Origin of the sequence: Catenulispora yoronensis, from assembly GCF_039531695.1 — a bacterium.
GTDB classification, from domain to species: Bacteria; Actinomycetota; Actinomycetes; order Streptomycetales; family Catenulisporaceae; genus Catenulispora; species Catenulispora yoronensis.
Genome location: NZ_BAAAQN010000021.1, coordinates 24,978 through 45,616, shown reverse-complemented (window position 1 = coordinate 45,616; position 20,639 = coordinate 24,978). Strand labels below are relative to the sequence as shown.

Below are 20,639 nucleotides of genomic sequence, written 5' to 3'. Positions count from 1 at the left end.
GGGTGGCGACCTGTGCACATCGATCGGATTCTCTGCCGATCTCTGGAGGCGGATCCCTAAGGGAACTGCCCTATATATCGATGCACGTATGGAGTTCACGCATAGGCGACTGCTCATAGCGGCCGCTACTGGAGACGCCGATTATGCAACCGCCGAAGAACTGCTGAAGCTGGTGGCGATCGCCGCCGGTTTCACGGCGCGGTCGTCGACGTCCGACGACGCTCTGGCCGCCGCCGCGCGGGAGGCGATCATCGCCGATGCTCCGGAGGCGGTGAGCCTGTGCGCTCTGGCCGAGCTGCTTGAGGTATCGCCGTTCCGGCTCAGCCGGGTCTTCTCGCGGCGGACCGGGGTCTCGCTGACGCGGTACCGGAACCGGGTCCGGGTCGGGCGGGCGATGGAGCGGCTCGGCGGCGGGGAGACGGCGCTCGCTGATATGGCCGTCGAGCTCGGGTTCGCCGATCAGGCGCATCTGACGCGGACGGTGCGGGAGCACGTGGGGCACACGCCGGTGGCGGTGCGGCGGTTGCTGGCAGGCGGCGGCCGGGGCGCTTCAGCCGCGGCGTGAACCGGAAAGCCGAGCCCCCGAGCACCGACCACCGAGACCTCAAGCGCCGAGCCCGAGCTCGAGCCACCGTCCCCGAACACCGAGCACCGGGCCCGAGCACGGAGCGCCGGGCCCGAGCACCGACCACGGAGCACCGAGCACCGAGCACCGAGCACCGAGCACGCGAAGGCCCCGCAGGGTTCTCATCAACCCGGCGGGGCCATATGCGCGCTCGTCACTTCTCAGTCCCCGTTTGAAGTAGGAGGGCAGCCTACCTACACCCGTGCCGATTGGGCCGGCGTCCGCAGCCCGTGGCGGTTGAGCGGAACCGTCGCGACCTGGCGTAACGGCTGCGAGCCGGGCGCCGCCGAGGCGACCGCCGGGGCCGGGGACGTCGCGGGGGCCGAGGCCGGGGCGGGCACCGCGCCCGCCGGGGCGCCGGGGCCGGCCGCCACGGTGGCGTACGCCGCCTCGGCGAGCAGCAGCCGCAGCTTCATCGCCTCGGCCAGCTTGCCCGCGTCGTCGTCCTGGCCGCCGTAGGGCACGTCGATGGTCTCGATCACGCAGCGCGCCACCTCGTTGCCGGCCGCCTCGGCCAGGGTCCGGGTGAACGCCACCGCCGCGTCGTGGAACGGCGCCGGGTCCTCGGCCGCGGCGCGCATCCGCTCCAGGGCCGCCGCCAGCTGCTCGCGCTGCGGCGGGTGGATGCGGCGGGCCGCCAGCTCGGCCATCAGGGTCAGCAGGGCGGTGCGCACCTCGCCGAGCTCCTCGACCAGTTCCGGGGAGGACTCGTACTCCAGCTGGACCGAGAGCACCAGCGGGTCGAGCAGGTTCCACTCGGCCTTGGGGCGGACGGTCGTGCCGCGGCCGTGGCGGATGCGCAGGACCCGCTTCTCCTCCAGGGCTTTGAGGGCCTCGCGCAGGATCGTGCGGCTGACCGCGAACTCGGCCGCCAGCGCCGCCTCCGGCGGCAGATCGGTGCCCGGCGGGAACTCGCCTTCCAGTATGCGCAGCAGCAGCCGCTCGACGACGGCGTTGGCGAGGCGGGCGGGCCGGATGACCCGGTGGACGTTCCATCCCTCGACGTACATGCTGCTGGTGCTCCTCGGATCGTACTGCTCGCGTCGCTGGATGCCAGGCATCCAGCCATCCGGTGTGATGTACCGACTTGCGCGCCAATGTACGAGCCGAGGTCTGCTCAAGGCAGCTTTCCGAGGGCTATTCCATCCTAAATGATGAATCCGCGCCCGCCTTGTCGGCGCGCTGGCGGCGGCGCCTCTTGATCAGCAGGAACAATGCCAGAGCGGCGATCAACGGAAGCCGCCGGTTCTTCTCGTATCGCCCTTGCCAGACCGGTGCCAACGGGTCTTCGGAATGGGAATCGGCGGCGATCTCCGCGACGGCCTCCCGTGCAGATTCCCGCGATTTATCGGACGGCTTCACGACAAGGGGTTGTGAGGGCTCCGGGACTTCGGAAACCGGGTCGGTCCCGGCCGACGGCTCGGTTTCGGCAATCGGCTCGGACTCGGCGACCGGGCCGGGCTCGGCAATCGGCTCGGGCTCGACAACTGGCTCGGCTTCGGCAATCGGCCTGGCTTCGGCAATCGGCTCCGCCACTGCCCGCTCCGCCGCCGGCCTGTCCTCGACCAGATCCGCCGTCAGCGCCTCGACCCACGTCTGCGCCAGCGCGCTGACGGCCGCGTGCCAGTCCTCCCGCGCGAACTCCAGCGCGCGCCCGGACAGTTCCAGCTCCGGCACCACGGACACCAGCGTCCGCTCCCCCGCGTCCCCGGCCGGGGTCAGCGTGATCCGCAGGTAGCCGGCCAGCGCGCCGTCGCCGCGGGCCTGGGCGGCGTCCACGGCGATGTCCAGCGTGCCCTTGGTCGCGTCGGCCGACGCTATGCAGCCGGTGCCGCGGTAGGTGATGACGGCGCCGCCGGGTCCGGCACCGACGCGCAGCCGCAGCCGGCCGGCCACCACGTCGCCGGCCACGCCGTCGGAGCCCTCGGCCGGCGGCACCGGGTGCACCGCGTCGACGATCAGCCCGGGGACCGCGCGCGCCGTTTTCTCGGGATCGGTGAACGCCGGCCAGACCGTGCGGTGCCGCAGCGGCACCTCGACTTCGAACGTCATCGCGTACCCACCCCCTTGCCGGATGTCGGCCGCATCGGCGCGGCCTCACGGATCACGTGCCTGGTGGCACGTTACCAGCGCTTGGACATCCCGCGGCTGACCTTGGTCACCAGATTCCGGGGAACCAGCTTGGCGACCGCGGTGAGGGCCTTGTACTGCACGCTGGGGACGCTGACCGGGACGCCGCGGCGCAGGTCCTTCAGCGCGCCCTCGACGATCTCGTCGGCCTCCAGCCACATCCAGCCGGGGATGTCGCCGGTGTCGATCTCGGCGCGCTCGTGGAACTCGGTATGGGTGAAGCCGGGGCAGACCGCGATCACGCGCACGCCGGTGCCGTACACCTCGGCGGCGACGGACTCGCTGAAGTTGGTGACCCAGGCCTTGGCGGAGCTGTAGGTGCCGCGGGGGACGAAGCCGGCGACGGAGGAGACGTTGATGACGGCGCCGCGGCCGCGCTCGATCATGCCGGGCAGCGCCGCGCGGGTGAGCCGCAGCACCGCGCGCACCAGCACGTCGAGCATCGCCTCCTCGTCCTCGACGGGGTGCGACAGGAAGGCCGAGCCCTGGCCGAAGCCGGCGTTGTTGACCAGCACGTCGATACCGCGCAGCGGGTCGGCCAGGCGGTCCTCGACCAGCGCGCGGCCCTCGGCGGTGGCCAGGTCGGCGGGCAGGACCTCGACGCCGGCGGCCCCGAGCAGGGAGAGTTCGGCGGCGCTGTTCTCCAGGCGGGCGACGTCCCGGGCCACGAGCACCAGGTCATAGCGGGCCGCCGCGAAACGCCGGGCGAACGCGGCACCGATGCCGGCCGTCGCCCCGGTAATCAAGGCCGTCGTCATGGCCTCAAGCCTGGCATGCCCCCTCCGGCGCCACCAGAGGGGGGTGCGCGGTGCAGGACCGTCCTGGTCGCGACCACCTCGCCGCCGCCTCCGGCCTGGGGATAGGTGTGCCAGGTGCGCCACAGCGCGCCGTGCAGGCGGGCCGGGAGCGGTTCGACGACGACGGCCGTGACGGCGTTCGGGATCGCCGGGAACACGGCGATGGTGGCGTCGGGCAGCGCGCCGGCGTAGTCGTTCAGGGCGGTGGCCCAGGCCGGGAAGTGGGCGGCGTCGACGGCCCGGACCTCGCAGCGGACCTCGTAGTGGAAGCCGTCGTCGAGTTCGCGCTCCGCGGCGCTGGGCAGCGGTCCCGGCGCGGCGTCGCGGCAGGCGACGGTCTCGCGGCAGATCAGGCGGCCGTCGGCGCGCACCACGATCTGGTGCGAGGCGCCGAGGATGCGGACTTCGACGTCGAGCGGGCCGATGCGGTGGTGGCGGGCGTGGAGCGGGGGCTGGTCGGGGGCTTCCAGGGACCAGGACAGTTCTGATGCGCGGACATCCCTATAGGGGACCGATAAGGGAGCGATCACGCTCGGTCAACGAGTCGGCCGGTTCCACGGTCACGAAGAAAGCGTATGGTCCGATGAATCGAGGTCCGACGGGGAAACGAGCCGGCGGCGGGCCGACGAGGAAGCTGACGGCGGGCCGCCGGTGGAGCTAACGGTGGAGCTAGCGGCGACCGCGCCCGCGGCCGACGCGGCTCCCGCGCCCTCCGCCGTCCCGGCCGCTTCCGTCCCGGCCGGTTCCGCCCCGGCCGCCCTCGTCCCGGCCGATCTCGCGCCCGCGCTCGGTCTCCCGCGCCATCACCGTCTTGCGGCGCCCGACCATGGGCAGGCCGACCATCCCCAGACCCGCACCGGCCAGACAGGTGTAAAGCCACCAGCCGTGGCCATCAGAGATGAGGGTTTTACGAAAAGGCAACAAAATGAGGAAAGCAGCAGCCCACAGGCCGATGCCGATCCAGATAACCTTTGCCTCGTTGATCTGCATCGGCTCCAGCTTGGGCCGGCCGACGCGCCCTCTCGGGGCGGTGCGCCCGGACGGGTCACGCTCCGGCGTGCCCTCCGGTTCCTCCGCTCGGCGCCTGCGGCCCTGGGTTGTCATGTGCACAGGATATCGGCGGTCGTTCGCACCGGGTGAGGAGCAGGTGTAGAGGTGACGGTTCAGGTGGACGGCGCCGGGGGTCCCGGCGGGGTGGGGGTTCTCGAGCGCCTCTTCAAGGTGCACGAGCGGGGTTCGACCTACGTCCGGGAGGTCCGGGGCGGACTGGCCACGTTCTTCACCATGGCGTACATCCTGGTGTTGAACCCGATCATCCTGGGCAGCGACACCGCCAAGGACAAGTTCGGGCACACCCTGGACCACACGCAGCTGGTCACGTCGACCGCGGTGGTGGCCGGCGTGATGACGCTGATCATGGGCATCGGCGGCAACCTGCCGCTGGCCATCGCCGCCGGGCTGGGGCTGAACGGCGTGGTGGCCTACACGCTGGCGCCGACCATGTCCTGGCCGGACGCGATGGGCCTGGTGGTGCTGGAGGGGCTGGGCATCTGCCTGCTGGTGGTGACCGGCCTGCGGCAGCGGATCATGGACGCCATCCCGCTGGCCATGAAGAAGGCGATCGGCGTCGGCATCGGCCTGTTCATCGCCTTCATCGGCCTGGTGGACGCCGGCTTCGTCGGCAAGGGCGCGGGCACCCCGGTGACCCTCGGCGCGGGCGGCACCCTCAAGGGCTGGCCGATGTTCGTCTTCTGCGTCGGCCTGCTGCTCACCTTGTGCCTGCTGGTGCGCCGGGTGCCGGGAGGCCTGCTGATCTCGATCGTCGCCACCACGGTGCTGGCCATCGTGGTCAACAAGATCGCCACCGTCCCGGACGCGGCCTGGGGCACCATCGCCCCGAAGGTCCCGGACGGCGTGGTGGCGCACCCCGACTTCGGCCTGCTCGGCAAGTTCAGCCTGTTCGGCGGCTTCGGCCACGCCGGCGTCCTGACCGCGGTCGTGTTCGTCTTCACGCTGATCCTGGCCGACTTCTTCGACGCGATGGGCACCATCATCGGCGTCAGCGGCGAGGCGGGCCTGCTCGACGACGACGGCCGCCTGCCCGGCATCGGCCGCGTGCTGTTCATCGACGGCCTGGCCGCCTCCGCCGGCGGCGCGGGCTCGGCGTCCTCCAACACCTGCTTCGTGGAGAGCGCGGCCGGCGTCGGCGAGGGCGCCCGCACCGGCCTGGCGAACATCGTGACCGGCGTCCTGCTGTTCCTGGCGGCGTTCCTGACCCCGGTGCTGACCATCGTCCCGTCCCAGGCCGCGGCCCCGGCCCTGGTCGCGGTCGGCTTCCTGATGATGACCCAGGCCAAGGACATCGACTGGGACGACTGGGAGATCGCCGTCCCGGCCTTCCTGACGATCGCCCTGATGCCGTTCACCTACAGCATCACCAACGGCATCGGCGCCGGCTTCATCCTGTTCTGCGTGCTGAAGGTGGTGCTCGGCAAGGCGCGGGACGTGAACTGGCTGATGTGGATCGTGGCGGCGCTGTTCGTGGTGTACTTCGCGCTGGACCCGATCAAGCAGGCGCTGGGGATCGACTAGGCGGAGCCGCCGATCACACCCGCGTCAGACCGGCCAGGTCGATGTCGAGCGGGAAGGGGCGGCTCGTTTTGAGCCGCCCTCTGTGCACCGCGGCCGGACGGTAGGTGCCATCGGGGCCGAGTTCGTGGGCATGGACGACGGGCTCGCCGGCTTCGTTCTCGACCAGCCAGTAGTCCGGGATGCCCGCGGCGGCGTACAGCCGCGGTTTGCGCTCGCGGTCGCGGATCTCCGACTCCCGGGACACGACCTCGACGACCAGAACCACCCCCGCCACCAGCAGGTCGCCGTGATCAAGGCCTTGGAACGTCGCCCTGGTGATGACGGACAGATCCGGTTCCGGACGCTGCCTTCGCGCCAAGGTCACGGTCATCTCACGCATGACGACGAAATCTTCAGGAGCCTGACTGCGCAAGGCACTCTTGAGCTCGTCAATCACGACCATGTGAAAGGCCGGTCGCGAACTCGCGAAGACCAGGCTCCCGTCGATCAGCTCGGTGTGCGCAGGCAGATCGGAGATCCGGTCGAGGTCTTCGGCGGTGTAGCCGTCCTCGGGAGGCGTGAGCCATTCGGGCAGCCGCGCGGGCATAAGCACAGGGCACCTCCGGATACAGATGGTCTCGCTGCCGATACCCAGTGTGCACACATCAGCGAACAGCCGCGCCGACATGAGCAGCAATCACCCGTTCAGCCCACTGTCAGACCTCGAACGAGTGCGCTCCCGCCCCCATCGCCCCGCCCCCGCCGCCCCGCCCTACCGCCCCCGCGCCTTCACCAACCCCGTCTCGTAGGCCAGCACCACCGCCTGCACCCGGTCCCGCAGGCCCAGCTTCATCAGGATCCGGCCGACGTGCGTCTTCACCGTCGCCTCCGACAGGAACAGCTTCGAGGCGATCTCCGCGTTCGACATCCCCTGCGCCACCAGGAGCAGGACCTCGTGCTCGCGGTCGGTCAGCACGGTCAGCTCCGGCGGGGCGGGCTCGGACTCGCTCGGCAGCAGGGGGGCGAACTTGTCGAGCAGGCGGCGGGTGGTGGAGGGCGCCACCACCGCCTCGCCGCTGTGGACGGCGCGGATCGCGGCGAGGAGGTCCGGGGGTGGGACGTCCTTGAGCAGGAAGCCGGAGGCGCCTGCTTTCAGGGCCGCGAAGGCGTACTCGTCGAGGTCGAAGGTGGTCAGCATCAGGACTCTGGGGCGCTCGCCGCGGACCACGAGCTCGCGGGTGGCGGCAACGCCGTCGAGGCGGGGCATGCGGACGTCCATCAGGACCACGTCCGCCTCCAGGGTGCGCATCAGGTCCAGCGCCGCCTGGCCGTCGCCGGCCTCGCCGACCACCGCCATGTCCGGCTGGCTGTTCAGCACCATGCGGAAGCCGGTGCGGAGCAGCTCCTGGTCGTCGACGAGGACAATGCGGATCGGGCCGGAGGGCTCGGGGGCGTCGTACCCGCTGTCGTACGGGGCCTCCGGGGTGGGCTGGCTCAACGTCACAACTCCTGGGGTTCGGCCGGGGCCCCGGCGGCGCCGTCCGGGTCGGGACCGCCGGCGGAGTCCGGCGCGGGGAAGGGCAGGATCGCCTCCACAGCGTAGCCGCCGGAGACGTGCGGCCCGGTGACGAGGGTGCCGCCGAACACCGCCACCCGCTCGCGCATCCCGACCAGGCCGTGGCCCAGGCCGTCGGTCGGGGCGGCCTCGCCGCGGCCGTTGTCGACGATGCGCAGCAGCAGGCTGTCGTCGATGTAGACCAGGCCCACCGAGGCCCGCACGTCCGGGCCGCCGTGCTTGCGGGTGTTGGTCAGCGACTCCTGCACGATCCGGTACACCGCCAGCGCCAGGCCGGTCGGCATCTCCCGGGGCACGCCCTCCACCGTCAGCGTCACCGGCAGCCCGGTGGAGCGCACCTGCTCCAGCAGGTCGCCGAGCTGCTCGATGCCCGGCTGCGGCGCGTAGGTCCCGGCGTCGTCGGCCGAGCGCAGCACGCCGAGCATGCGGCGCATCTCGGTCAGGGCCGTGCGCCCGGTCTGCGCGATGGCCAGCAGCGCCTTGCGCGTCGCCTCCGGATCCTGGTCCAGCGCGTACGTCGCGCCGTCGGCCTGCACCACCATCACCGAGACGTTGTGCGCCACCACGTCGTGCAGCTCGCGCGCGATCCGCGCCCGCTCGGACGCCGCGGCGATCTGCGCCTGCGCGTCGCGCTCCCGCTCCAGCCGCTCGGCCCGGTCCTCCAGACGCACGTAATACTCCCGCCGATAGCGCATCGAGTCGCCCATGACCCAGAACAGGCCGATCAGACCGCCGACGAAGACGGTGGCGACCAGGAACGTCCCCCAGTTGAACGCGCCGAGGCTGCCCCACTGCCCGACGTGCTGCCGGCACTGGGTCCGCTGCAGGTCGGTGGCCAGCGTGTCGCAGTCCGTGCTGTCGTTGAAGGCCTTGACCAGCGCCAGCTGGATCAGGGCCCCGGCGACGGTGAGCAGCATCGCCGGGATCGACCACCGGCGCGGCCGGTAGGCGGCGACGGTGTACAGGTAGATCAGGAACGCCGCGTCGACGACGTTGAACGCGATCCGGCCGCCGAAGAACCCGAGGAACGCGGCCACCGAGGCCACCGCGAAGCCGCCGATCGGCCAGCGCCGCCGGATCACCAGCGGCGCCGAGATCGCCACCACCAGCGGCGCGACCAGCACCCGGTTCAGGGTGGTCGCCCCGTCCTGCGCCGCCACCGTCCCCAGCCCGGAGAGCAGCAGGAAGACCGCGGGCAGGCTGTCGGTCAGCTTCGGGTGGCGCTGGATCCAGGCGTACAAACGGGACACGGTCCCAGCGTAGGCGCGCGCCCGGCCTCCGGGCATGGCGCGCCGGGATGATCCGCCGGTCATACTCAGGTCGCACGACCTGGGCGGTAGCGTGACGCGCGTGACGGAATGGCTGACGTGGCGGACGGCGATGGCGCGCGCCTTGTACGGCGCGGACGGCTTCTACCGCCGACCCGGCGCCGGACCGGCGGAGCATTTCCGCACCTCGGCGCACAACCCGGTGTTCGCCGAGGCGGTGGGCCGGCTGCTGCTGGAGCTCGACGCGCGCCTCGGCGCCCCGGACCGCCTGGACTTCGTCGACATGGCGGCCGGACGCGGGGAGTTGGCGGCCGGGGTCGTGGAGTGGCTGGCCGTGGCGGCGCCGGCGCTGACCCGGCGGCTGCGCACGGTCGCGGTGGACCTGGGTCCGCGGCCGGAGGGGCTGCCGGAGGCGGTGGAGTGGGCCGCGGAGGCGCCGGACGGGATCGTCGGGCTGCTGATCGCGAACGAGTGGCTGGACAACGTGGTCTGCGACGTCGCCGAGGTCGGGCCGGACGGAGCGGTGCGGATCGTGGAGGTGGATCCGGAGACCGGGGCCGAGCGGCTGGGGCCGGAGCCGGACCGGGCGCAGCGGGAGTGGCTGGCGCGGTGGTGGCCGTTGGCCGGGGGCGACGAAAGCACCGCGGACCCGGCCGACGTCCCCGGCGTCCCCAGTGTCCCGAGCGTCCCCGGCGTCCCCGGCGCCGACGGGCCCCGCTCCCTCCCCGGTGCCCGCGCCGAGATCGGCCTGGACCGCGACGCGGCCTGGCGATCGGCGGTGCGGCGCGTGGAGCGGGGGGTGGCGGTGGCCGTCGACTACTCGCACACCGTGGCCGGCCGCCCCCGCTTCGGCACGCTGACCGGCTACCGCGAGGGCCACCAGGTGCCCGCGGTGCCGGACGGCTCCTGCGACATCACCGCGCATGTCGCCCTGGACGCCTGCGCCGCGGCGCTCGATCCGGGAATCGAGACGGTGCTGACCACCCAGCGGGACGAGCTGCACCGGCTGGGCGTCTCCGGCACCCGGCCGGACCTGGCCCAGGCCTCGACCGATCCGATCGGCTACCTGCGCGGGCTGAGCCGGGCCTCGGCCGCCGCCGAGCTGACCGACCCGGCCGGGCTCGGGGCGTTCGGCTGGCTGCTGGCCTTTGCAGGGTGCTGATTCACTCCTAGGCTGCCGGGGGAACGCGCGTCCGGGGCCGGGGAGGTGGTGGGCTTGGCACAGCCGGCGAACGTCTGGGCCCTCGGCCCGCGGGCCTCGCTGGCCGCGGGCTTCCTGCACCCGCCGGACCCCGGCCCGCTCCTCGCGCGCGACCCGGAGCGCATCGGCCGCTACACGCTCGCCGGCCGCCTCGGCGTCGGCGGCATGGGCGTGGCGTACCTGGCCCACCGCGACGACGGCCGCGAGGTGGCGCTGAAACTGGTGCGCGAGGACCTGGCGGTCCACGAGGAGTTCCGCGCCCGGTTCGTCCGCGAGGTCGCCGCCGCCCGCCGGGTGGCCGGCCGGTACACGGCGCGCGTGCTGGACGCGGACGTGCTGGCCGAGCAGCCGTGGGTCGCCACCGAGTACTTCCGCTGCTGGACGCTGGCCACCCAGGTGCCGCGGTTCGGTCCGCTGACCGCGGAGAACATCGGCACCCTGCTCAGCCGCCTGGCCGAGGCCCTGGCCGCGCTGCACGCCGACGGCCTGGTCCACCGCGACCTGAAGCCCTCGAACCTCCTGCTCGCGCCGGACGGCCCGCGCATCATCGACTTCGGTATAGCGCGCGCCGCCGACCTGGCCTCGCTGACCGCCACCGGCCGCCTGCCCGGGACGCCCGGCTACATGGCGCCGGAGCAGATCGAGGACGGGGAGACCGGACCGCCCGCCGACGTGTTCGCCCTCGGCGCGTGCCTGGTCTACGCCGGGACGGGCGCGAACCCGTTCGGGAACGCCGCGCCGTCGATCCTGATGTACCGCGCGGTGCACGGGGAGCCGGAACTCGGCGACCTGTCGGAGGAACTGCGCGAGGTCGCGCTGCGCTGTCTGGCCAAGGACCCGGAGGCCCGGCCGACAGCCCGGGAGCTGCTGGCGGAATTCGGGGACGAGCCCGCTTCGCACGCTTTGATCGCGCCGGAGGCGGCGGGAAGTCCGGGGAGCCAGGCAAGTCAGGGAAGCCAGGGGAGCCAGGGGAGCCAGGCAAGTCAGGCAAGTCAGGGGAGTCAGGGGAGTCAGGGGAGTCAGGGGAGCCCGGGGAGCCCGGGCAGTTCGGCAAGTCTGGCCGGCGTCGAGACCGCGCATTCCGATGTCGGCACACGGCAGTCGGTCTATGTCACACCGCAGGAGCCTGATCCGGGCGAGCAACCCCGCACGCGAGTGAAGGCCAGCACCGGCGTCAGGCTCCTCATAGCGACTTCGGCCGGAGCAGCCCTGGTGCTGGTGATCGTCCTCGTCCTGTGGCTGACGTCCTCGACCAAGGGCAGCGGCCCGACCACGAGCCCACCTCCCAGCACCAGTTCACACTCCGCCACCGCGCCCTCCACCACCCCCTCCTCCCCCTCCACCACCTCTCAGCCCTCGACAAGCACGCCCGCGAGCCCGCAAGGCGCCACCACGACCCCGCCCCCGCTCCCCCATGCCCTCGCCACCTACTCCGGCCGCCTCACCGGCCAGAACCTCGCCTGGTTCCAGAGCCTCCAGATCCCCGCCTCCTCCGCCCCCTGGAGCGCCGGCCCGCTCTGGTCGGCGGTCGCGGGCCCCGGCTGCCCGGCGGGCGCCGGCCACGCCCTGGCGAGCACCCCCGGGTGGACCGCCGACCCCGATCGCGGCGGCTCCCCCGCCGACGGCTGCGACGGCAGCGCCCTGGTCTCCTCGACGGTCGCCCCCGGCCAGGCCGCCACGCATACCCTCACCTGGACGTTCACTCCGGGACGGGCCGTCGCCGCCTGCGCGCTGTTCGCCTACAACGCCACCAGCCCGGCCAACCGCGCGTACGGCGACTACGTGCTCCCCGGCCACGGCAGCCAGTTCCCGATGTCCGGCGGCGCGCACGCCGGGGAGTGGGTCGAGCTCGGCGTCGCGGCGCCTGGCGCGGACGGCACGGTCGCCGTCACCCTCGCCAACGATCAGGCCGGCGACGCCGCGCATCCCGCCGGGTCCTCCGTCACCGCCGCGCAACTGGTCGCGGTGTGCGGCTCAGCGCCCTGACCTGGGACCTCGCCAGACCTTCGCGCGGACATAACGCGCGGACAACGATCGATCCGCGCTGGTTTCGCCATCCGGCTTTGGGGTAGGGCGTCCGTTTACGCCCCGACTTTGTCAGACCCGCTCGATAGAATGTGCGTATGACAGCATTCTTCAGCAAGAAGGATCTGGAGCGGCTGGCCGGGCCGCGCGCCTATCAGCGGGGGGCAGCCTCCGTCCCGGCCGTCGACGCCTTGAACACGTCCGGGGCGGAGATCACCGCGACCGTCTACGGCTCCGAGCCGTGGCAGGTACGGCTGGACCGGCGGCCCGCCGGCCTGGACTTCTCGTGCGACTGCCCTCGCGGGATGACCGGGGAGTTCTGTCGCCACTGCGTCGCCGTCGGGATGGTGTACCTGGACGGGCCGGTGGCCAAGACCCGCGGCGCGGAGTTCGCGGTCGCGCAGCGGGAGATCGCCGGGCTGCGGCGGCTGCTGGGCATCCTGGACCGCGAGGACCTGATCGGCCTGCTGCTGGACTGCGCCCACGACGACCACGACCTGCGCCGGCACCTCGCGGCCCGGGTCGACGAGCTGGTCCAGCCCGGGACCGACGTCAACGACACCGAGCTGCGGCTGGCCGACGTCCGCGCGCTGACCGACCCGGCCAGCGCCATACCGGTGTACAAGAAGCACATCGAGGCCCGGATAGCGGCGCGCAACCGCCGCGACTACGCCGAGGCCGCCCGCTATCTGCAACATCTGAAGGCCGCCTACCAGCGGCTGCACCGCAAGTCCGAGGCCGTGGCCTACATCGAGGGGCTGCGCGCCGCCAACGCGCGCAAGCACAACCTGCTCGAAGAACTGGCCAAGCACGGGCTGTAGCGGGACGGGGACCTCCGGCGGCCGCTATGGGGTAGCGGCCGCCGGAGCAAGAACCCTGGTGAAGGCCGGCTCTACCGGTCGTACCCGGCCCGCCGCGCGGCGGCCGCGCTCCGCTCCCGCCGCTTCATCTGCACGAACCACAGCACCAGCGCCAGGCACACCGCGAACAGCCCGGCCGCCACCAGGATCGTGGCGCTCGACGACGACTCGCCCGCGGTCGGGGTCCCGGCCGCGACCGCGGGCGAGTCGCTCGCCGGGGTCGCGGACGTCGCCGAGGGCGTCGCCGGGTCGGTGGAGGAGCCCGGGTCCGACGGGGAGGACTCGGTGCTCGACGGCGCCGTGCTCGCGGTCGTCGAGCTCGCCGAGCCGGCCGTGGAGGTCGGCGTGGGCGGGGGCGCCGCCTGCGGCTGCACCGTCAGCATCCCGCCGGCGGCGCCGTGGTCCACGACGGTCAGCCCGGCCGGGCCGAAGGCCATCGGCACCGGGTTCACCGCCACCGCGCCGGAGTTCAGCGTCATCCGCGCGGCCAGCTGCACCGAGTCCCCCGGCGCCAGCGACACGTCCGGGAACACCGTCCCGCTCAGGCCGCCGGTAACGCTCGGGTCGGCGTGCACCGCGACGGTCTGCCACGCCCCGCCGATCCGGGCCTCCAGCTTCACGTCCGCCGCGCCGAAGCACTTGCCGGGCGGGGCCGGGCAGGCCTTCAGGTACAGCTTCACCGGCACGTGCTTGTAGGCCACGTCGGTCGGGTTGGTCAGCTGGCCGGTCACCATGTCCGGCGTCCCGGCCTGCACCGACGCCGTCAGGCCGGTGCTCTGGAAGGTCGGCACGGTCACCGGCACGCTGCCCACCACGCTGGCCCCGTTCGTGGCCGCCGACACCTTCACGTCGTCCAGCACCGCCGTGCCCGGCGACACCCGCAGCCGCACCTGCGCCGACCCGCCGGCCGGCACGGTCACCGAGGCCGCCACGGTCAGGGCCGCGCCGCCGCCGGCGGCCGCCGTCACCGGACGCCAGGAACCCGAGTCGGTGTCGTACTGGTCGACCCGCGGCGGATGCGCGGCGGCGCTCCCCTCGGCGGTCACCGACACGTCGACCGTGCCGGTGTAGCCCTGGCCCCCCGCGTCGTCCACCGCGACGTCGACCTCGCGCGCCGCGAGCTGCTGCCCCGGCAGGTCCACCGGCAGCTGCTTGGGCAGCGTCAGCTCCAGCCGCACGCCGTTGACGGCCACCCCGCTCAGCGTCTGCGTCGCCGGCGCCGACGGCGCCGTGGCGACCGGCCCGGAGCCGTTGTCCGCGGCCCGTGCCACGCCGGCCCCCGCCGCCGCGACCGCCGTCCCCGTGGCCAGAACCGCCGCCAGACCCCTTGCCAGCGCACGCAGCCCTCGGCTCATGTCCGTCCCCTGATCGCTCCCGCCGGCCCGCGTGGTCCGGGCCTCCCACCTCCTAGACGCCGGGGCGCCGGGCGGGTTGCGCACCGTCATCGAACCGTGATCCACCGGCGTCCTCGCCGTGTCCCGGACCGGGCCCGGCGGACCTCGGACCCGCCGCCCCCGCGCGATGAGGCAAAATGACCGCCATGACCTCCCAGGGGCTCACCGAGCGCGTCGCCGGCACCGGAACCGGGCTGGAGACCACCGACATGGTGCTCAACATCGGCCCGCAGCACCCGGCCACCCACGGCGTGCTGCGCCTGCGCCTGGTGCTGGACGGCGAGCGCATCGTCACCGCCGAGCCGATCATCGGGTACATGCACCGCGGCGCCGAGAAGCTGTTCGAGGTCCGCGACTACCGGCAGATCATCGTGCTGGCCAACCGGCACGACTGGCTCTCGGCGTTCGCCAGCGAGCTCGGGGTGGTGCTGGCCGTGGAGCGGATGCTCGGCATGGAGGTCCCGGAGCGCGCCACCTGGGCCCGCACCCTGCTCGCCGAGCTCAACCGCATTCTCAACCATCTGATGTTCCTCGGCTCCTACCCGCTGGAGCTGGGCGCGATCACCCCGATCTTCTACGCCTTCCGCGAGCGCGAGGAGATCCAGGCGGTGATGGAGGAGATCTCCGGCGGCCGCATGCACTTCATGTTCAACCGGGTCGGCGGCCTGAAGGAGGAGCTGCCGCTGGGCTGGACCGGCCGGGTCCGGGAGGCGATCGCCAAGGTCCGCTCCCGGATGTCCGACATCGACCGGCTGATCTCCGGCAACGAGATCTTCCGGGCCCGCACCCGGGGCGTCGGCGTGCTGACCCCGGAGCAGATCGCCGCGTTCGGCGTCTCCGGCCCCATCGCCCGGGCCAGCGGCGTCGACTTCGACCTGCGCCGCGACGATCCGTACCTGGCCTACGGCGAGCCGGAGCTGCGCGAGCGGCTCACCGTGGTGACCCGGGGCGCCGGGGACTGCCTGGCCCGCTTCGAGGTGCTGCTGGAGCAGGCCCACAACTCCCTGGACCTGGCGCAGGCCTGCGCGGACAAGCTGGACACGCTGCCGACCGGCCCGATCAACCAGCGGCTGCCGAAGATCCTCAAGGTGCCCGAGGGCCACACCTACGCCTGGACCGAGAACCCGCTGGGCATCAACGGCTACTTCCTGGTCTCGCACGGCGACAAGACCCCGTGGCGGCTGAAGCTGCGCTCGGCGTCGTTCAACAACGTCCAGGTGCTCTCCGAGCTGCTGCCCGGCACCCTGGTCGCCGACATGGTGGCGATCCTGGGCTCGATGTTCTTCGTGGTCGGGGACATCGACAAGTAGGCCCGGGCGGGCCCGGGACCGGGCGGCGCTCAGCCGGTCCCGGTCTCCCGGTGCTCCACCTTGCGCAGCTGCTGGGTCTCGTCGTGCATGGTCAGGTCGACCGGGCCGGCGCCGCGGTGCTCCGGGCTGAGATAGGGGCGGTAGAGCCGCTCCGGCGGCACCGGGCGGGCCGACAGCACCGCGGCCGGGCCGTCCTCGCGCTGGCGCGGCATCACGACGCCGGGCACCGTGTACGGCTCGGCACCGGGGCCGGCGATCGCCTCGGCGACGTCAAAGCCGACGTCCTCGCGCACCGACAGCACCGCCGGGCGCAGCGGACGCGGGGCGACGGCGGCCGGCTGCTCGTAGGCGGCGGCCAGGATCGGCGAGGTCGCCGCGGTGGCCGGGACCGGCGGGGCGGCCGGGACCGGGGCGTGGTGCACCGGGACGGCGGCGGCCGGACGCAGGTCGATCTCCTTGCCGCTGCTGTGCTGCCCGCGCGAGCCGGCGGCGGGGCCGGGCTGACCGGACTGGCTGAACTGGCCGGTCTGGCCGAACTGCCCGGTCTGGCTGTACTGGCCGGACTGGCTGTACTGCCCGGTCTGGCTGTACTGGCCGGTCGAAGAGTACTGGGCGGGCTGGGCGTACTGGCCCGTCGAGGAGTACTGGCCGCCCTGGCGGCTCGCCGTGCCGTAGTCATCCTGGAAGGCCTGGACCGAGTCGTAGACGGCCTCGGTGTACACCGCGTCCTCGTACACCTCGGCGTAGACCGCGGGCTCCTGGTAAACCTCCACAGCGCCGTAGCCGCTGTAGCCGTCGTAGGCGCCGTGCCCGTTGAGGGCGTCGTAAGAGCCCTGGTACGTGCCGCCCACCGCCGTGTAGCGCGCGTCGTGCACCGCCACCGGCTCGAAGGTCTGCCCCGGCTCGAACGGCTGCACCTGCGCGAAGGACTGCACCGCCGAGCGCGTCAGCTCCGCGGCCGCCGTGGTCTGCTGCACCCACGCCGACAGCACCGCGAGGTCGTGCTCGGCCCGGACCCGCGCCGCCTCGGAGGAGTCGGCCCGCGACTGCTCGGCGCCGACCCGCTGCTCGAACAGGACCACGATCTCCTCGGCGGCCAGCACCTCGGTCTTCAGCTGGGAGATCTGCTTGTCCCGGCGGCCGGTCTCGTACCGCAGCGCGGCGGCGTGGTCCTCGCGCATCCCGGCCACCAGCTCGCGGCGGGTGGTCCGGTCCCGGCGCACGACGAGCGTGGCCAGCGAGGAGAACACCGCGCCGGCGGCAGCCATGCCGATGCCCAGGCGCAAGTGGAAGGCGTCGTCCCAGACGAACATGGTGACGAACCCCGCGGCCGCACCGGTGAGGGACGTGGTGGTGGCGACGATCGAGGGCCATGCCGGGCCGGCTATGTCGCCCCCGCGTCGCTGAGCCTGAAGCTGCCGAGCGTGACGCATGGCCGAAGGCTACTGGTTGCGACCTCGCACGGACAAGCGAAACGTACGAGCGATACCGCACCCGTGAGTGTCAAGATCTTGCAATACCGAGCAGATCGGGCATTCCGCCCGGGTCCCCGGCCCGCCCGGGCCGGACCGGAGCACCGAAGCCGGCCTGCTCAGGTGCGCCGGACCGGGAACGTGCCCTCGGGACGGTTGCGGACCGAGCCGGAGCCGGAGCGTGGCGGGGAGGTGGTCTTGTTCCCGTTCTTCGGCACCCCGTCCTCCGGGCCCGCGGGCGGCACCCGCAGCACGTACTCCAGGAACAGCGCGGCGGCCACCAGCGCGATCCCCGCCAACACCGTGATCCCGCAGACCACGGCCCGGCTCCGGTAGACGTCGATGTCCAGGTGCCCCAGCAGGAAAACCCCGTAACCGGCGTACACGCCGGACACGATCGCGCCGACCATCGAGGAGGCCTTGGCGAACATCACCGCGCGCGCCGCCTGCAGCGGGTCCACCGGCTTGGGCGCGCGCTGCCCGGGCAGGATCGGCGGCGCCGGCTCCCCGTCCAGGGTCCGCCGCACCGCCTCGCGCTGCGCGTGCAGCCGCGAACGGAAGGCCAGCGCGGTGGCCAGGATGATCGCGGCCAGGATCGCCGGGGTCAGCGGGGCGGAAGCCGGGACGCCGGGCGGGGTGCCGTAGTGCGACCAGAGCTGGCCGCCGCCGTACGACACGGCGCCGGTCACCAGGAACGCGGTCACGAGTGCCAGGGGACGTGTGGGCTTCACAGGTCCACGGTACGCGGACGGCGGCCCGGGCCGCGAGCCGCTCGCGGACGTCGGGCCCGCCCGGTCAGGAAAGCACCAGCTCCAGGTCGTCCCGGCGGGCCGCGCCCTGGGCCGCCGCCCCGCCGAGCGCGGCCAGCAGGTCCGCGATCGGCCCGGCACCGGTCAGCACGTCCTCGGGGCGCACGTCGTGCCACGGCGCCAGCACGAACGCGCGCTGCGCGGCGCGCGGGTGCGGGAGCGTGAGCTCGGCGTCGTCCGAGACCAGGTCGTCGACCTGCACGATGTCGATGTCGATGGTGCGGGCGCCCCAGCGCACCTCGCGGACCCGGCCGAGGGCCTCCTCGATGGCGTGCGCCCGCATCAGCAGCATGTCCGGCGGCAGCGCGCTCACCACGCCGATCACCGCGTTGAGGTAGTCCTCCTGCGGCTCGGCGTCCGGCTCCAGCAGCGGCGCGGTCTCGTAGACCGGCGAGAGCCAGGTGATGGTCAGGCTGGGCGTGTCGGCCAGCGAGTCCACGGCGGCCTGCAGGTTGCCCAGGCGGTCGCCCAGGTTGCCGCCGATGGCCAGCACCGCGGAGTGCGTCCGCGGCGCTTCGGTGTGGGGTGCCTCGGTCATATCGCCGACCCGCCGTTCTCCGGCGGGCGCTCCTTCGCGCCCGCCAGGTCCTCCCGTGTCCGCACCACGGTCACGGTGACGTCCTCGAACGGCACCGTGATCGGCGCGTCCGGTTTGTGCAGCGTGATCTCGACCTCCTCGACCAGGGGGTACTCCAGGCACGCCGCGGCCATCCGGGCCGCGAGGGTCTCGATCAGGTTGACCGGCTCGCCCTCGATCAGGGCCACGATCCGCTCGGCCACCTCGCCGTAGTTGACGGTGTCGTCCAGGTCGTCGGTCGCGCCCGCACGCCGGGTGTCCAGCCCCAGCGTGACGTCGACCAGGAAGGTCTGGCCCTTCTCGCGCTCGCGCTCGAAGACGCCGTGGTGGCCGCGGCCCCGCAGGCCGTGCACCTTCACCCGGTCGAGCCGCTTCGTTGGAATAGACATCATGACGAACATACCGGGGCCGGTGTCGGGCCGCCGTCCCGGGATCGCCCGAATACCGCCTCGCCCCGGCCCCGGCGTCAGGAGCGCGCCGCAGGGCCGCCGCTGACCAGGGCGATGATCACCGAGGGGGCCGGCGGGCCGGGCCGGGTCGGGTCGGTCGGCTAGTCCTCGGCTAGTCCTCGGCGCTCTCCATCACCGCGGAGGCGTGGTGCATCCACAGGCGCCAGCCGTCGTCGGTGCGGCGGAAGATGTTGATGGTGGTGGCCCGGCCGCCGGCGATGAAGCCCGGGTCGTCCTCGGAGGACCCGGCCGACATGTCGGTGATGATGTTCTCGGTCAGGGTGACCACGGCGATCCGGTCCACGACGTCGATCCGGACGTCGGTGAGGAAGAACTGGAGGAACGGGGTGTTGGCGCAGACCACCGCCCAGGAGCGCAGCACGTCCTCCCGGCCGAAGACCGGGGCCCAGCCGGGGTGCACGCACTGCACGGAGGCCTCGAACGGGCCGGAGAGCCAGACCGCGCCCAGCCGGTCCAGGTCGCCGGCCTCGGCGGCGGCGTAGAACTCCTCGTTGGCCTCGCCGATCGCCGCTATGTCCGCGGCGACCTGCGGCGGGGGGCCGCCGTCCTCGGGCGGGAACACGCCGAACTCCTCCTCGAACTCGAACTCGTCGAATTCCCCGAGGCCGTCGCCTTCGGGGTGGCTGGTGTTCTCGGTGCCGCCGGCGCCGTCGACCCCGCCCTCGTCCACGCTCATCGGGCCGCCGCCAGCGCCGCCGCGACCCGGACCGCGTCCAGCGAGCCCTGCGCGTCGTGCGCCCGCACGCCCCACGTCCCGGCCGCCGCGACCAGCGCCGACAGCGCGGTGGTGGCGGCGTCCCGGCCGTGCGGCGGCCGCGGCTCGCCCGCGGTGTCCGGCAGCAGCCGGCCCAGGAAGTTCTTGCGCGAGGCGGCGATCAGCAGCGGCCGGCCCAGCGACTCCAGCTTGTCCAGATGGGCCAGCAGCGCCCAGTTGTGGTCGGCGTTCTTCGCGAAGCCCAGGCCGGGATCCAGGATCACCTGCTCGGGCGCGATCCCGGCGGCCACCGCCGCGTCGTAGCGCGCCTGGAGCTCCTCGATCACGTCCTTGACCACGTCCCCGTACACCGCGCGCGCCATCATGTCGGTGCTGTGCCCGCGCCAGTGCATCAGGATGTACGGCACACCCGACCGGGCGATCAGGGGAAACATCTCCGGGTCGGCCAGCCCGCCGGAGACGTCGTTGACGATCACCGCCCCGGCGTCCAGCGCCGCGGCCGCGACCGAGGCGCGCATGGTGTCCACCGACACCCGCACGCCGGCCCCGGCCAGCGCGTCGATCACCGGCAGCACCCGGTCCATCTCCTGCTCCGGGCCGACCCGCGCGGCGCCCGGCCGGGTGGACTCCCCGCCGACGTCGACCACGTCCACGCCGTAGCGGTGCAGCCGCAGGCCGTGGGCCACGGCCTTGGCGGTGTCGCCGTCGGCGTAGTACTCGCCGCCGTCGGAGAACGAGTCCGGGGTCACGTTCACCACGCCGAAGACGGCGCACCGTCCGAAATCCGGCAGACCGAGCACGGTCTGGCTGCGATTGAGGGGCCGGCCCGGCGCGTTCAT

At 73.0% G+C, this 20,639-nt stretch carries 21 protein-coding genes; 6 read left to right on the top strand and 15 right to left on the bottom strand.

All coding sequences use genetic code 11. The features are described from left to right. The first annotated feature begins 88 nt into the window (after positions 1-88). Positions 89-565 (top strand): helix-turn-helix domain-containing protein, encoded by a 477-nt coding sequence (locus ABD481_RS18940; RefSeq protein ID WP_344667016.1) that lies wholly within the window; start codon positions 89-91, stop codon positions 563-565. A 254-nt stretch (positions 566-819) separates the two neighbouring features. Here the strand turns inward: ABD481_RS18940 and ABD481_RS18935 are convergent, their stop codons facing one another. From ABD481_RS18935 to ABD481_RS18915, 5 genes are all read right to left on the bottom strand, one after another. Further along, a complete protein-coding gene (locus tag ABD481_RS18935) occupies positions 820-1,686 on the bottom strand; it encodes a FadR/GntR family transcriptional regulator (protein WP_344667015.1) in 867 nt (288 codons plus the stop codon). A gap of 76 nt (positions 1,687-1,762) precedes the next feature. After that, entirely contained in the window at positions 1,763-2,677 is a 915-nt protein-coding gene (locus ABD481_RS18930) for an SRPBCC family protein (protein ID WP_344667014.1), read from the bottom strand. A 71-nt stretch (positions 2,678-2,748) separates the two neighbouring features. Further along, complete coding sequence (locus tag ABD481_RS18925; protein ID WP_344667013.1) at positions 2,749-3,513, bottom strand: SDR family NAD(P)-dependent oxidoreductase; 765 nt, start codon at positions 3,511-3,513, stop codon at positions 2,749-2,751. Beyond that, positions 3,510-4,082, bottom strand: coding sequence for a DUF2617 family protein (locus tag ABD481_RS18920; protein ID WP_344667012.1), 573 nt, complete (start codon positions 4,080-4,082; stop codon positions 3,510-3,512). The genes ABD481_RS18925 and ABD481_RS18920 overlap by 4 nt, the downstream gene beginning before the upstream one ends. A gap of 139 nt (positions 4,083-4,221) precedes the next feature. Beyond that, positions 4,222-4,542, bottom strand: coding sequence for a DUF2530 domain-containing protein (locus ABD481_RS18915; RefSeq protein ID WP_344667011.1), 321 nt, complete (start codon positions 4,540-4,542; stop codon positions 4,222-4,224). 165 nt (positions 4,543-4,707) lie between these two features. On the opposite strand from ABD481_RS18915, the gene ABD481_RS18910 reads away from it, so the two are divergent. Beyond that, positions 4,708-6,144 (top strand): NCS2 family permease, encoded by a 1,437-nt coding sequence (locus ABD481_RS18910; RefSeq protein ID WP_344667010.1) that lies wholly within the window; start codon positions 4,708-4,710, stop codon positions 6,142-6,144. Between the two features lie 13 nt (positions 6,145-6,157). Here ABD481_RS18910 and ABD481_RS18905 read toward each other — a convergent pair whose 3' ends face one another. The 3 genes from ABD481_RS18905 to ABD481_RS18895 form a co-directional block, all read right to left on the bottom strand. Then, positions 6,158-6,730: a Uma2 family endonuclease gene (locus tag ABD481_RS18905; RefSeq protein ID WP_344667009.1), complete on the bottom strand. Its 573-nt coding sequence runs from the start codon at positions 6,728-6,730 to the stop codon at positions 6,158-6,160. Between the two features lie 165 nt (positions 6,731-6,895). Beyond that, the gene (locus tag ABD481_RS18900) at positions 6,896-7,504 is read right to left on the bottom strand and encodes a response regulator (protein ID WP_425559220.1); all 609 of its coding nucleotides are present in this window, start codon (positions 7,502-7,504) and stop codon (positions 6,896-6,898) included. Positions 7,505-7,623: 119 nt separating this feature from the next. Next, positions 7,624-8,949, bottom strand: coding sequence for a sensor histidine kinase (locus tag ABD481_RS18895; protein WP_344667008.1), 1,326 nt, complete (start codon positions 8,947-8,949; stop codon positions 7,624-7,626). A gap of 91 nt (positions 8,950-9,040) precedes the next feature. Between ABD481_RS18895 and ABD481_RS18890 the strand changes: the two genes are divergently transcribed. The 3 genes from ABD481_RS18890 to ABD481_RS18880 all read left to right on the top strand — a co-directional run bounded on the left by ABD481_RS18890 (position 9,041) and on the right by ABD481_RS18880 (position 13,014). Next, on the top strand, positions 9,041-10,129 hold the full coding sequence (locus tag ABD481_RS18890) for an SAM-dependent methyltransferase (protein WP_425559215.1): 1,089 nt from the start codon (positions 9,041-9,043) through the stop codon (positions 10,127-10,129). A gap of 54 nt (positions 10,130-10,183) precedes the next feature. Next, a complete protein-coding gene (locus ABD481_RS18885) occupies positions 10,184-12,154 on the top strand; it encodes a serine/threonine-protein kinase (RefSeq protein ID WP_344667006.1) in 1,971 nt (656 codons plus the stop codon). A 137-nt stretch (positions 12,155-12,291) separates the two neighbouring features. Then, complete coding sequence (locus ABD481_RS18880; RefSeq protein ID WP_344667005.1) at positions 12,292-13,014, top strand: SWIM zinc finger family protein; 723 nt, start codon at positions 12,292-12,294, stop codon at positions 13,012-13,014. Between the two features lie 71 nt (positions 13,015-13,085). On the opposite strand, the gene ABD481_RS18875 is transcribed toward ABD481_RS18880, so the two are convergent. After that, positions 13,086-14,498: a hypothetical protein gene (locus tag ABD481_RS18875; RefSeq protein ID WP_344667004.1), complete on the bottom strand. Its 1,413-nt coding sequence runs from the start codon at positions 14,496-14,498 to the stop codon at positions 13,086-13,088. A gap of 86 nt (positions 14,499-14,584) precedes the next feature. Between ABD481_RS18875 and ABD481_RS18870 the strand changes: the two genes are divergently transcribed. Beyond that, entirely contained in the window at positions 14,585-15,757 is a 1,173-nt protein-coding gene (locus tag ABD481_RS18870; RefSeq protein ID WP_425559214.1) for an NADH-quinone oxidoreductase subunit D, read from the top strand. Positions 15,758-15,786: 29 nt separating this feature from the next. On the opposite strand, the gene ABD481_RS18865 is transcribed toward ABD481_RS18870, so the two are convergent. The 6 genes from ABD481_RS18865 to folP all read right to left on the bottom strand — a co-directional run bounded on the left by ABD481_RS18865 (position 15,787) and on the right by folP (position 20,639). Further along, positions 15,787-17,190, bottom strand: a complete 1,404-nt coding sequence (locus tag ABD481_RS18865; protein WP_344667002.1) for a hypothetical protein — start codon at positions 17,188-17,190, stop codon at positions 15,787-15,789. Positions 17,191-17,348: 158 nt separating this feature from the next. Continuing rightward, positions 17,349-17,960: a DUF3180 domain-containing protein gene (locus tag ABD481_RS18860; protein ID WP_344667001.1), complete on the bottom strand. Its 612-nt coding sequence runs from the start codon at positions 17,958-17,960 to the stop codon at positions 17,349-17,351. 64 nt (positions 17,961-18,024) lie between these two features. Continuing rightward, positions 18,025-18,576, bottom strand: a complete 552-nt coding sequence (gene folK, locus ABD481_RS18855; RefSeq protein ID WP_344667000.1) for a 2-amino-4-hydroxy-6-hydroxymethyldihydropteridine diphosphokinase — start codon at positions 18,574-18,576, stop codon at positions 18,025-18,027. Beyond that, complete coding sequence (gene folB / locus ABD481_RS18850) at positions 18,573-19,004, bottom strand: dihydroneopterin aldolase (protein ID WP_344666999.1); 432 nt, start codon at positions 19,002-19,004, stop codon at positions 18,573-18,575. The genes folK and folB overlap by 4 nt, the downstream gene beginning before the upstream one ends. A gap of 172 nt (positions 19,005-19,176) precedes the next feature. Further along, positions 19,177-19,761, bottom strand: coding sequence for a nuclear transport factor 2 family protein (locus ABD481_RS18845; protein ID WP_344666998.1), 585 nt, complete (start codon positions 19,759-19,761; stop codon positions 19,177-19,179). Then, positions 19,758-20,639: a dihydropteroate synthase gene (gene folP / locus ABD481_RS18840; protein ID WP_344666997.1), complete on the bottom strand. Its 882-nt coding sequence runs from the start codon at positions 20,637-20,639 to the stop codon at positions 19,758-19,760. The genes ABD481_RS18845 and folP overlap by 4 nt, the downstream gene beginning before the upstream one ends.